Origin of the sequence: Ereboglobus sp. PH5-5 (genome assembly GCF_029504805.1) — a bacterium.
In the GTDB taxonomy this organism is placed as follows: Bacteria; Verrucomicrobiota; Verrucomicrobiia; order Opitutales; family Opitutaceae; genus Ereboglobus.
The window spans coordinates 16,491-28,740 of the sequence record NZ_JAQFIT010000015.1 but is presented as its reverse complement, the minus strand read 5'-3'; the positions used below and the strand labels follow the sequence as shown (position 1 = coordinate 28,740).

Sequence of the window (12,250 nt, the reverse complement as noted above, 5' to 3'; positions counted from 1 at the left end):
ATGGTCGGCCGCTCGGCTCGATTTTTCATGCGGCGGTCATTTGATCTCCCACACGCCGCCGGGGCCGAAGAGCCTGTCGAGCCAGGCGTCGAAAAACCGGCATCGGACGGCGACGTCGATCACGTTCACGCGGCTCCGCATGTAGGGCACCTTGGTGAACGTCTCGCGCAGCTTGGCGCGCGAAATGCCGATCTGCTCCGGCTCATGCGCCGCGCCCACTTCGCGCAGGCGGCGTTTTATCTCCGCGAAGGGCAGTATTTGTTTTTCGAGCGCGGGTTTCAGCTCCGGCCATTTTTCCCGCAACGCCGACAACTGCGCGCGCAATTCCACTGGGGTCGCGTATTTGGCTTTCGTTTCGCCGATACAGCGTCCGAGAAAACTTTCGTCGTTGTTGAAGACGCGCCGGATTTCCTTTTCGGTCTCGTCCCACGACGGCCAGGCGGCGACGCACGCGTCGATGTCGAGCGCGCCGACGGGCGCGGCGATCAAAAATTCGTGAAACGCGGTCGAGGCGAGCGTGCCGATGCCGACCTTGAATCCGTGCGAAACACCCTGCCCGTTAAAAGTGTGGTGCTCCATGTCCCACAGATGACTGAACTGGTGCTCGGCGCCGGACGCGGGACGGCTGGAGTGGTGCGCCTGCATGGCAAAACCGGCGAGCAACAATCCCTCGACGAGCGGCGCCACGCGATCCTCCCGTCCGTCGTTCACACCTTTCGGATCGCCCAACGCATTCAGCAACCCGTCCTGCACCATGTCGAAAGCGGGCTTATTCATGGGCTCGGCTCCGATGGCGTCGGCGAGAATCCAGTCGGCGCCGGCGGGCACCTTGGCCAGCAAATCGGCGTATCCCGAAGCGGACATGTCGCTCGGCGCGGCGGCCACCACGCGGGTGTCGATAAGCATTCCAAGCGGCGCCGGACAATCAAAAGCCTGCTTCGAGCCCTTGTAAGTAATCGACGACCCGTAAGCCGTGTAGCCGTCCATCGAGGCCGCCGTGCCGACGCACAAGTAACGCCGCCCGCAACGATGCGAGGCGACCTTGACGAGGTCGTTGATCACACCCGAACCCACGGCAACGGGCACCGCGTCGGTGGCATTGAGAATACCCATAAGTTTCTCAACATAAGTCCATTCCGCATGTGGCTCCGGTGCTTGAAAGACAACGGGCTCATCCTGTCCAATCCCCGCCTGTCGAAACGAATCGACAACCGCTTGCCCGGCAATCGGATAAGTGTTTGTGTCCGCCATGACAAGCGCGCGCCTGCCGGGAAACAGCTCCGCGAACATCTCCGCCGTTTGGGGAAGCGCGTCGCGGGCAATAATGAGCGCCTTGGTGTCGGTTGTGCGGGATAATGCGTTTTGTATTTTATTCATGGGTAATATATTCTGTTTGAGGCAGAACACGAAAGAGCGTCTCCTCGCGATCAATTTTTCTTTTTCATGCTATTTAGCAGACAAATGAAAGAAACATTCGCAAAAAACAAGAAAAATAAGAATTATTCTTTCCTTTTCTTTATTTTTAGTTTTCTATTTTTGCGTTTTAGCGATTCCACGCCTCTCTCGATTCTCACCTCAACTCATTCCTAGTTTATTCAAAAAATGTTGGAACACCTCAAAGAAGAAGTGCTTAAGGCAAATCTCGACCTCGTGAAACACGGGCTGGTCATTTTCACTTGGGGAAACGCCAGTGCGATAGACCGCGAGCGCGGGTTAGTTGTGATAAAACCCAGCGGCGTGGAATACGACGCGCTTACCGCCGGCGACATGGTGGTGGTGGATCTTGAGGGCAAAACCGTGGAGGGCGCGCTCAACCCCTCCTCGGACACACCCACGCACATCGAGTTATACAAGGCGTTCCCCGGCATCGGCGGAATCGTCCACACGCACTCCCGCCACGCCACCGCTTGGGCGCAGGCCAACATGGCGCTCCCGGTCATGGGCACGACGCACGCCGATTATTTCCACGGCCCGGTGCCCTGCACGCGCCCGATGCTCGCCCCCGAAGTCGAAACCGATTACGAAAAAAACACCGGCGCCGTGATCCTCGAATGCTTTGAAAAACGCAACCCCCTGCACACACCGGGCGTGCTCGTCTCCAACCACGGCCCCTTCACTTGGGGACGGACGGCGGCGGAAGCCGTTCACAACAGCGTCGTGCTGGAGGAAATCGCCCGCATGGGACTCATCACCCGCCAGCTCAACGCGGAAATGCCGATGAACAACCTGCTCATCGAAAAACACTACAGCCGCAAACACGGAGCCGGCGCCTATTACGGCCAGAAAAAGAAACCGTGATTTGCCCGCCAACACGACCGCAATCCTCGCGCACACCGCACTCCCCCGCCCCACCCCGCTTTGTCCTTCCAACGCATCCAACCCACCAACCCAACATGAAAAAACTGCTTTCACTCTTATCACTATGCATGCTGACCGCCGCGGGCGCGGCGAACCTCGCGGCGCAACCCAAGATCGTGGCGCATCGCGGCTTTTACGCCACCGAAGGCTCGTGGGAAAACACCGTCTCGAGCCTCGCCAACGCCCAAAAGCTGGGAGTTTACGGAGTCGAGTTCGACGTCAACCTGACGGCGGACGACCAGCTCATCGTCGTCCACGGCCCAAAAATCCACGGCACCAAACTCCACGCGCAAAAAAGCAAATTCGCGGACATCCGCGCCGCCAAACTTCCCAACGGACTCCAAATACCGACGCTGCGCGAATTCTTCGAGCAGGGGAAAAAGTGCGCCGCCACCAAACTGATCCTCGAAATAAAAATCCACCCGACACCGAAGCGCGAAACGCAAGTCGTGGAGGCGATCCTGGCGCTCGCCCGAGAAATGGAGCTCGTGCCGCAGATCGAGTTCATCTCGTTCAGCAAGCACATCTGCGACGAAGTGGTGCGACTCCAGCCCGGCGCCACGGTTGTCTATGTCAGCAGCAACATGAAAGCCATGAGCCCCGCGGAGGCAAAGGCGCTGGGTTACAAAGGCCTCTCCTATCAACTCAACGTGATGATGAACCGCCCCGAAATCGTTCGCGAGGCCAACGCACTCGGCATCGAAACCACGCTCTGGATGGTCAACGACCGCGAACTGATCGACTGGGCCATCCGCCACGGCGTCACCTACGTTTCGACGGACAGCCCCGACAAAGCCAAAGCCTACCTCGACGCGATCGCGCAGTTTAAAAAGTAAAAAATCCCCCTCGCTCGCGACGCCCGGTTTGGCATCGTTCCGATACATGTCGCCACACGTCGACTCGCGTCGATACATGCCGCGCCGCCGCCACGCTCGCCCCGCCAATTTCGCCTCGCGTTCGCCGAATAAACCAGAATACCGTCGCCCCGCAACTTCACCCAAAACCCAACCTCCGACCGATATGAAAAAACTGCTTTTATTGTGCGCGCTCACCGCCGGCATGCTGAACCTCGCGGCGCAACCCAAGATCATCGCCCATCGTGGATTTTATAACACCGAGGGCTCGTGGGAAAACACCGTCTCGAGCCTCGCCAACGCCCAAAAACTGGGAACCCACGCGGCCGAACTCGACGTCAACATGACCGCGGACGGCCAGCTCATCGTCGTCCACGGCCCCAAGATCAATGGCACCGATCTGCACGCGCAAAAAAACAAGTTCGCGGAAATCCGCGCCGCCAGGCTGCCCAACGGAAGCCAGGTGCCGACGCTGCGCGAAATCTTCGAGCAGGGCAAAAAAGGCCCCGCGACCAAAATGATAATCGAGATCAAAACCCATCCGACACCGAAGCGCGAAACGCAAGTCGTGGAGGCGGTGCTGGCGCTCGCCCGCGAAATGGACGTCATCCCGCTGATGGAAATCACCTCATTCAGCAAACACATGTGCAACGAGGTGGTCCGGCTCCAACCCGGCATGACGGTGATCTACCTGAGCAGCAGCCTGAAGGCGATGGGCCCCGCGGAAGCGAAGCAGTTGGGCTACAAAGGCATTTCCTATCCCCTGAACGTGATGATGAACCGCCCGGAATTGATCAGCGAAGCCAACAAGCTCGGCATCGAGACCACCATCTGGCAGGCCAATGACCATGAAGTGGTGGACTGGGCGATCCGCCACGGCGTCACCTACGTTTCGTCAGACTATCCCAACAAGGTGAAAGCCTATCTCGACGCGGTGGCGCAATTCAGGACAAAACCATGATCGCGGCATGCCATTCGCTTATTCCACACCGCACCCGCTGGTGATCGGCGCGCCAAACACACGCCTCAATCCAACAAAAAAACGCGAACCGACTCATTCGGTTCGCGTTTTTGTTACTTGCAAGGTTGAGCGGCCGTCGCAAGCGGCGCCCCTGCGAGATGAGTGTGCGGCCTACCGATATTCCTCGTTTGTGACCGCGTTGATGATTTTGAAGTTCTCAACATGGTAGTTGAGGTCGGCGCGGAAGGCGAGCTTCACGCCGTAGAGCCGCTCCATGCGCACGAGCAGCTCGGCGTCCTCGCTGCGGAGGCGCTCGAGAATACTCGGGTGCACGAGCACGCGCAGCGAGTATTCCTTGCCGTCGTTGCGGTTTTGCAGGCGGCGAACAATCGAGCTGAGCTTGCGCTGGAGCTCGACCGACATGGTCGTCGCGCTCTTCACAATGCCGCGACCGCGGCAATACGGGCAGTCCGTGTAAAGGTTGCTCGAAAGGGATTCCTGCTGGCGCTGGCGCGTCATTTGCATGATGCCGAGTTGCGAGATGGGGAGGATGTGGTTCTTCGCCTTGTCCTCCGACATGGCCTGCACCATTTTCTCGTAAACCGCGTTGCGATGGCGACGCTCCTTCATGTCGATGAAGTCCATGATGATGAGACCGCCGAGGTTGCGGAGCCGGATCTGGCGCGCGATTTCCTGCGCGGCCTCGAGGTTCACGGCGTAGATGGTGTTCTTCTCGTCGCCGCCCCGGTTTTTGTGCGAGCCGGTGTTCACGTCGATGGCGATGAGCGCCTCGGTTTCGTCGATGATGATTTCGCCGCCGCTGGGCAGCGGCACGCGGCGCTGGAAGGTCTGCTCAATCTGGCGCTCGATGTTGAAGCGCTCGAAGATCGGGATGTTGTCCTTGTAGAGCGCGATTTTGGAGCGGGAGCGTTTGCTGATTTGCGCGACGAGGTTCTGGATGCGCGAGTGATCCTCGGAGCTGTCAACGAGCACGCGGTCCACTTCCTCGGTGAGGAAATCGCGCACGGTGCGCTCGGCGAGGTCGGGTTCCTGGTAAAGGCAGGCGGGGGATTTTTCCGACTGCATTTTTTGCTGAATGCCGGCCCAGGTTTTGAGGAGGATGTGGAGGTCGCGAACGAAGTAGCGCGTCTTTTTGCCCTCGCCCGCGGTGCGCACGATCACGCTCATGCCCTCGGGGATGGTGAGCTCGTTGATCATGCGCTTGAGGCGGTGGCGCTCCTTGTTGTCCTCGATTTTGCGCGAGATGCCGCACTGGTCGGAGTAGGGCATGAGCACGAGGTAGCGGCCGGGAATGGCGAGGTTGGTCGTGGTGCGCGGGCCCTTTGTGCCGATGGGGCCCTTGGTGACCTGAATGACGATTTCACTGCCGGGCGGGTAGAGGTTGGGAATGTCCTTGATGGTGGGCTCGGCGGGGCGCTGGGGCGCGTTTTTGCGCTTGTTCACGCGCACCACCTCGACGGACGAGTCGGCGGCGGCGGGAAGCATGTCCCAGTAGTGGAGGAAGGCGTTTTTGGAATAGCCGATATCGACGAAGGCGGCCTTGAGACCGGGGTCGAGGTTTTTGATGCGGCCCTTGTAGATGCCGCCAACCATGCGGTTGTCGGAGTCGCGCTCGATCTCGAACTTTTCGAGCGTGCCGTCAACGAGCAGGGCGACGCGTTTTTCGAGCGGCTCGGAGTTGATGATGAGCTCGCGGAAGGTGGTTTTTTCCTTTCGAAACACGGAGAGGATTTTCTGGAGGATCGGGCGATCCTTGGCTCGTTCCTTCGCCCCGGCCTTGAGTTCGGCGGGGCTGACGGGGTCAACTTGCGTTTGCGGAGGCGGGTTGACGAGCTCCTCGTCGTATTTCTGGAGTGCGGCGGCCGGGGTTTGCTGGCGCGGCGCGTTGGAGTCGCCGGAGTTTCCCGGCGAGGGAGTTTGTGATTGGTCGCTCATGGCGTATGTATGGGCGAAAAGGACTGAAGTTCCGAAGGCTGAAGACTGAAAAAATCGGGCGGCGTCGGGAGCGCGCGCCTGCTTGTTTCAGGCTTTCAGGTTTTCGGGCTTTCAGGCTTTTTCTTTTGTTGTGTGTGGTGGTGGTGTCGGCGGCCCCAATACGCGGTGGTTGCGGCGCAGGAAATCCCGGCAGGGCGGTCAGTATCGCGAGGCTGGATTTTTCAGATTTCATGAAAAATCCCTCCTAAAACGATAGACGCTCTGGACCAGTCCTTGCAGCAAGCAGCAACAAAGCAAAAAGGAGCCTCCGTAGCTAATGAAGGGAAGCGGTATGCCCGTGATGGGCACCAGTCCGATGGACATGGCAATGTTCACAAACACATGCACCGTGAAGAACATCGTCACGCCGATGGCGATCAGGGTTCCAAAGCGGTCCCTTGCGAGACCCGCGATGCGTATGCTGTTGAACAGGATCAATCCGAACAGACTAATAACCGTAAGACTTCCCAAAAATCCTGTTTCCTCGGCGATGACCGAGACAATAAAATCGTTATGCGAAACGGCGGTGGGCAGGTAACCGAGCTTGGCCTGCGTGCCTTGGCGCCAGCCCTTGCCGGTAAGCCCGCCCGTGCCGATTGAGATGAGAGATTGGTTGAGGTTGTAAGAATCGCCGGTGCCCGCCTGGTCGATGATGTTGGGCGCGGCGAAGGCAAGGATGCGGTTGCGCTGATACCCGCGGAAAGGCAGCGGAGAGCGCTTGTTGTAAAGATCGCGCTGTTCGCTGTTTTGATACGAGTAGCCGTTTTCCTGCATGAAATTCACATAACACGCGGTGTCCCATGCGACCACGCCCACAAGAAGCACAAACGCGCCCAGCACCACCGCGAAAAAGCGGAGCGAAAGGCGTGAGACGTAAAGCATGGCGAAAATCACGGGAGGAAGGACAATGGCCGATTTGATATCAGGCTGCAGAAAGATCAAGAAGATGGGCACGCCCGCCGCAAGTGCCAATTTGCCAAGCACTCCGAGCGAATCGAACACATTGCCTATTTTCGAGCGCGCGAGAATGCCCGCCGACATAAGGAGAACGGCGATTTTCGCCGTCTCGGACGGCTGGAATTTAAAGAAACCAAAATTAATCCAGCGCTGCGCCCCAAACTGCGAATCGCCGATACCGGGCACAAGCACCAGCACCAACGGCACAAGCGCGGCGATGTAAATCCAGTGCACATAACTGAGCCAGATTCGGTAATCAATGAGCGACACCACCACATAGACGGCGATGCCCAAAACCCAAAAAATGCACTGCGCCTTCCACGCCGTGCCGTGCCGCTCGAGCTGCGCGCTGTAAATAAACATCACCCCCGTCACGCCGAGCACAAGCAACGCCGCGGGCGTGAACACGTCGAACCGCTCCTGCGTCTTGATCTTGAAGGCGCTGAACCAGTCGAGCAACGAAATGCGTGTCTTGGCTACCATGCGGACGGGATGGAATGCGGAACTCGGAATGCGGAGTGCGGAATGAAAAACGTGAAATGAGGAATGAAAGGATGCAAAAAACCACATCGCACCAATGCGCGAAAGAGCAAAAAGCGAACCGCGGCGGTTATTTTTTTCGGATTCGGACGCCGGAAAGATGCCGGATTCTCAATGTGCGTGACATTCGGCATCACCATCAGATTGGCGTTCTCAAGCCACAAAAACGACAAAATATAACTTGCCCCTTTTTTCAATCATCATTGGGGCTTCAACGACCCGGCGCACGCGGTCGGCACAGAGGATGAAATCCTCACCGAGTTCCGGCGCGTGCGCGGTGAGATCAAGATCGTCTTCACCGCGTATGCGGCGGGGTTGAGGGAGGGGCGGTTTATCGCGCCGTCAGAATGAGATAGACGCCGCCGAGAATCACGAGGACGCCGCAGGCGCGGCGCAGCCAGCGTCCGCCGGGAGCGTCGTTTTGCCACGAGAGGAGTTTTTGCACCCACGCGCTCGACGTGCCCGCCAGCGCGATGACGGCGCAGTGGCCAAGCCCGAAAAGCAGCAGCACGCCGTAGGCAAAAACCGGGGCCGTCGCCGCCATGCCAAACGTGACGCCGAGCACCGGAGCCATAAAACCAAACGTGCACGGGCCGAGCGCGACGCCGAATATGAAGCCGAACAAAAACGCGCCGAGCGGGCCGCGTCGCGGATTGTTGGGCGCGGCTTGCAGCGCGGCCGGCAGCGGGATGACTCCGAGCAGGTGCAGTCCGAATATGAAAAACACGGCCGCGACGATGTAGTTTCCCCACGCGCCGAGATCGCCGAGCATGCGACCGGCCGCGGCCGTCAGGATTCCGATAAGTGCGATGGAGCAGAGTATGCCGAACGCAAACAGCGTGGACAGCCCGGCGGCGCGCGCGGCCGAAACACGTTTGCCTCCCTGAAGGAAGCCGACGATGAGCGGGATGCTCGCGAGGTGGCACGGGCTGAGGATGATGCTCAACACGCCCCACGCAAACGCGGCAGCGAGCGCGACGAGCGGAGCGCCGCCCATCGCGGAGGTCAGGGTTTCGAAGAGGGTGTCCATTGTCGCGGACGATTCGGGATCATTCCCTCGCGGGCGCGGGCACCGGCTTTGGTGCCGGTTCCCTCACCGTGATTCCCAGTTCCGCCCATTTGGCCAAAATGTCTTTTTTGGAAATGAATCCCTCATGGCGCGCGAGTTCCTTGCCGCTGGCGTCGTAGAAAATCTGCGTCGGAATCAGGCGGATTTTGTGAGCCCGGCCCTCGTCCGGTTTTTTCCAAACGTCTATGAACACCGTCTCAAACTGGTCGGCGTAGTCGCGCATGAACTCATCGAGGATGGGCTTCATTTGTTTGCAGGGAATGCATTTGTCCGCGCCGAGATCGACGAGCTTGGGCAACGTGGGTTTGGGCGCGCCGGGCCTGGTGTCGTCGGCGCGCGACGCCGGGGTGAAAACAAACGCGAGCGCGGCGGCGCAGAGCGTGATGAGAAGGCGGGTTTTCATAATGCGCGAAAAATCAGGCGAGCAGTTGTTTCATCTCCTCGTCTGAGGGGACTTTGCCGGAAACTTTCACGACGCCGTCCACGACGAGCGCGGGCGTGAACATGACGCCGAGCGCGGCGATTTCGTTCAGGTCCTTGACTTTTGTCATTTCGTATTGGAGGCCAAGGTTTTTGGCGGCGGTTTCGGCAACCTCCGCGAGCTTGTTGCACTTGGCGCATCCCATGCCGAGGATTTGGATTTTTTTCATGATGTGTGTGTTGGTTGGTTGTGTGGTGGTGGAAAATAAATTCATCAGCCGAAGATCGCGCCGTAGCCCCAGCCGGCGAGTGTCGAGAGCACGATGACGAGGCCGATGTAGGCGGCGGTTTTTTTCAGGCCGAGCACGGAGTTGATGACGATCATGCTTGGCAGGCTCAACGCGGGGCCGGCGAGCAGCAGCGTGAGCGCGGGGCCTTCGCCCATGCCGTTGCCGATGAGTCCCTGCAAAATCGGAACCTCCGTGAGCGTGGCGAAATACATGAACGCGCCCGCGATGCCGGCAAACGCGTTGGCGAAAAACGAATTTCCCCCGACCGATTGCGTGATCCATTCCGCTGGAATCAGCCCCTCGTGCCCGGGCCGTCCGAGGAGCAATCCGGCGACGAGCACGCCGCCGATGAGGAGCGGGAAAATCTGCTTCGCAAACGTCCACGACTGGTCGAACCACTCGCCCGCCTCGCCGTCGCGCCCCGCGGTCGCCCAGACGAGTCCGGCGATGGCGGCGAGCACGCACGCCTCGGGATGCGCGGGCAGCAGCAGCGCCGGCGCCGCGGTGACGATTCCAGTCACGGCGAGCTTGGCCCCGGAGAGCTTGAACCAGCGCCAGAGCATCACGCCGAGCACGACGGCGAGCAGCGCGGTGAGCGGCCATTTTATGGAAAAGACGACGGCAAAAAAACCGCTTTCACCCCCGGGCGGGCGCGACCAGTTGGCGAACACAAGAATGCCGACCATTGTTGCGAAAAACGCGGCGGTTTTCCAAAGCGGACGCGTTGCCGGCGCCTCGGGTAGCGCGGCGATTTTGGCGGCCTTGGCCTGCTCCTCTTTTCGAAAAAACAGGTGCATTAAAATGCCGATGACGATGGAAAACACGACCGCGCCCACTGCGCGCGCGACGCCGATTTGGAAGCCGAGCACCTTTGCGGTCATGATAATCGCGAGGGCGTTGATCGCGGGGCCCGAGTAGAGGAACGCCGACGCCGGCCCGAGTCCCGCGCCCATGCGGTAGATGCCGGAAAACAGCGGCAGCACCGTGCACGAGCACACCGCAAGAATGGTGCCGGAAACGGACGCAACTCCATAGCTGAGCGCCTTCGGAGCCTTCGGGCCGAGGTAACGCATGACGGATTGCTGCGAGACAAACGCACCGATCGCGCCCGCAATCCAGAACGCCGGCAGCAGGCACAGGATGACGTGCTCGCGCGCATACCATTTGGCGAGTTCGAGCGCCTCTCGAATCGCCGAGTCAAAACGCGGCCAGCCGGACGGCAGGAAATAGAACGCGGCAAAAACGCCCGCCATCAGGAGAAATGTTTTTGTTTCCTTGAGTTTGTTCATTGTGCGAATGCGGATGGCGGGGCAGATGGAGGACGGCGGGTAGTTCGTGAAATTGCGAAATAGTCGGCGACGGTTTTGCGCGTTGTTATTAGGCGGGAAAAATCAGTTTGCGCAGCAGGCTGTTTTGGCGCCGGCCCCGGCTTTGATAGTGAAGCGCACATCCTGCCCGTCGGATGCCGATTGCAGGCACGAGATGAAACGCGCGACGCACGGAAGCCGGAGGCGGTAGAATACCTGCATGCCGCGTTTTTCGGCCTCGATGACCCCGGTGTCCCGAAGCACGGATAGGTGGCGCGAGACGGTTGACCAGCCGAGTCCGGTGAGATCAACGAGGTCGCAAACGCACTGCTCGCCCCCGGCGAGCCTGGCGACAATTTGCAGGCGCGCGGGATGTCCGAGCGCCTTAAAAACCGCCGCCTCATGCTCGAAAGAGGGTGAACGGGCCCTTTTGGAACGCGCTGATTTGGTTAAAAACATGCCACGACCATTTCGCCGTTTTGCGAAATAGCAAGACATATATTTTTAGTCATTTCTCACGGAATTCAAAAAAGACATGAGAGAATCAACAACACACGCCTCGGATTTTTGCGTGCATCTGACCCTTTTTCGGCCCTTTTCGGCCTCAAAAAGCGACGGAATAAATCAAAAACTCCGGCTTGGAAAAATCCATCCCAGTTTGACTTATAATCATCCTACAGTTGCCCCTGATCCTGTTCGAGTGGCGATGCCTCGATGGCCTGTATTTGAAGCTCCAAGTCTTTTGCCTTCGACTTTAGCGATTCGATTTTTTCGAGCGTTTCCGGCGCATACTCCGCCGTCATTTGCCGGCCTCCGCAGTAAGGTGCGTTTGCCCTGAGTTTTTTCAAACCCTGATCGTAGGCGTTCAGCATGTCCCTGGTCTTCTGGAGCTCTCTTTTCAGGTTCCTCAATGTCGCCTGTGAAGCCGCCGCCCCGGCTCGCTGTTCCTCGTCCGGGCTTCCTCCGCATCCAGAGACAAACGATATCGCAATGCACAATAAAACTGCAATCGCTCGCAGCGAAATGGTTGCCGTGTTGTTAATTGTCATGCGCGTGTTTTTTTGGAGACTCTGTGCTTGGCAAGATAGTTGCGCACTGTGCCCGCTGTGCCAAGGTGCAATTCTTCAGCGATCCATCCAACCGGCGCCCCGCCCTCTTTTCTCAGTTGCGCCGCGATCTTCATTTTTCACCCCCGCAGCCTCGGTGTGGTTTTCAGGTCGCCGGGCTTCCGTCCCGCCGCTTTCAGTGCCGCTTCCAATTGCCCCTCCCAATGCAATTCCTGTATTTCCCCCGCCTCTTCTTTGTTCATGCCTTCCGCATAGGTTTTATGCGCATATTCGCGGGCCAGCGCTTGTTTCCAACCATGCGTGCCCAATGCCCAGCCCCGTGAAAGTTTCACCAACCCCATTTGCTTCTGCGCCTGCTCATCGTTTCCTATATCCTTCAGATATTGCAGGTATTTTTCATGCCCTTGGCGTCGTCGGACCATCCGCCCCTCG

The 12,250-nt window shown here is 58.9% G+C and carries 13 protein-coding genes; 3 read left to right on the top strand and 10 right to left on the bottom strand.

Annotation, left to right across the window (positions count from 1 at the left end; genetic code table 11):
* Positions 1-36: 36 nt before the first annotated feature.
* Positions 37-1,377 carry a sn-glycerol-1-phosphate dehydrogenase gene (locus M2103_RS10670; RefSeq protein ID WP_277510491.1) on the bottom strand — a complete coding sequence of 447 codons (1,341 nt, stop codon included), beginning with the start codon at positions 1,375-1,377 and terminating at the stop codon, positions 37-39.
* A gap of 225 nt (positions 1,378-1,602) precedes the next feature.
* On the opposite strand from M2103_RS10670, the gene M2103_RS10665 reads away from it, so the two are divergent.
* The 3 genes from M2103_RS10665 to M2103_RS10655 all read left to right on the top strand — a co-directional run bounded on the left by M2103_RS10665 (position 1,603) and on the right by M2103_RS10655 (position 4,173).
* Positions 1,603-2,298, top strand: a complete 696-nt coding sequence (locus tag M2103_RS10665) for an L-ribulose-5-phosphate 4-epimerase (protein ID WP_277510490.1) — start codon at positions 1,603-1,605, stop codon at positions 2,296-2,298.
* Between the two features lie 95 nt (positions 2,299-2,393).
* Positions 2,394-3,194 (top strand): glycerophosphodiester phosphodiesterase family protein, encoded by an 801-nt coding sequence (locus M2103_RS10660; protein WP_277510489.1) that lies wholly within the window; start codon positions 2,394-2,396, stop codon positions 3,192-3,194.
* A gap of 184 nt (positions 3,195-3,378) precedes the next feature.
* Positions 3,379-4,173, top strand: coding sequence for a glycerophosphodiester phosphodiesterase family protein (locus tag M2103_RS10655; protein ID WP_277510486.1), 795 nt, complete (start codon positions 3,379-3,381; stop codon positions 4,171-4,173).
* Between the two features lie 171 nt (positions 4,174-4,344).
* Here the strand turns inward: M2103_RS10655 and M2103_RS10650 are convergent, their stop codons facing one another.
* The 9 genes from M2103_RS10650 to M2103_RS10610 form a co-directional block, all read right to left on the bottom strand.
* Positions 4,345-6,129: an Rne/Rng family ribonuclease gene (locus tag M2103_RS10650; RefSeq protein ID WP_277510484.1), complete on the bottom strand. Its 1,785-nt coding sequence runs from the start codon at positions 6,127-6,129 to the stop codon at positions 4,345-4,347.
* Positions 6,130-6,357: 228 nt separating this feature from the next.
* Entirely contained in the window at positions 6,358-7,608 is a 1,251-nt protein-coding gene (locus M2103_RS10645; protein ID WP_277510483.1) for an FtsW/RodA/SpoVE family cell cycle protein, read from the bottom strand.
* A 388-nt stretch (positions 7,609-7,996) separates the two neighbouring features.
* Positions 7,997-8,695, bottom strand: a complete 699-nt coding sequence (locus M2103_RS10640; protein ID WP_277510482.1) for a cytochrome c biogenesis protein CcdA — start codon at positions 8,693-8,695, stop codon at positions 7,997-7,999.
* 19 nt (positions 8,696-8,714) lie between these two features.
* Positions 8,715-9,137 (bottom strand): thioredoxin family protein, encoded by a 423-nt coding sequence (locus M2103_RS10635; protein ID WP_277510481.1) that lies wholly within the window; start codon positions 9,135-9,137, stop codon positions 8,715-8,717.
* A gap of 13 nt (positions 9,138-9,150) precedes the next feature.
* Positions 9,151-9,384, bottom strand: coding sequence for a thioredoxin family protein (locus M2103_RS10630; protein ID WP_108826435.1), 234 nt, complete (start codon positions 9,382-9,384; stop codon positions 9,151-9,153).
* Positions 9,385-9,428: 44 nt separating this feature from the next.
* Positions 9,429-10,733, bottom strand: a complete 1,305-nt coding sequence (locus tag M2103_RS10625; RefSeq protein WP_277510479.1) for a permease — start codon at positions 10,731-10,733, stop codon at positions 9,429-9,431.
* 102 nt (positions 10,734-10,835) lie between these two features.
* Positions 10,836-11,210 carry a metalloregulator ArsR/SmtB family transcription factor gene (locus tag M2103_RS10620; protein ID WP_277510475.1) on the bottom strand — a complete coding sequence of 125 codons (375 nt, stop codon included), beginning with the start codon at positions 11,208-11,210 and terminating at the stop codon, positions 10,836-10,838.
* A 215-nt stretch (positions 11,211-11,425) separates the two neighbouring features.
* Complete coding sequence (locus tag M2103_RS10615; protein ID WP_277510474.1) at positions 11,426-11,800, bottom strand: hypothetical protein; 375 nt, start codon at positions 11,798-11,800, stop codon at positions 11,426-11,428.
* A gap of 137 nt (positions 11,801-11,937) precedes the next feature.
* Positions 11,938-12,240, bottom strand: a complete 303-nt coding sequence (locus tag M2103_RS10610) for a hypothetical protein (protein ID WP_108824590.1) — start codon at positions 12,238-12,240, stop codon at positions 11,938-11,940.
* Between the last annotated feature and the right edge of the window lie 10 nt (positions 12,241-12,250).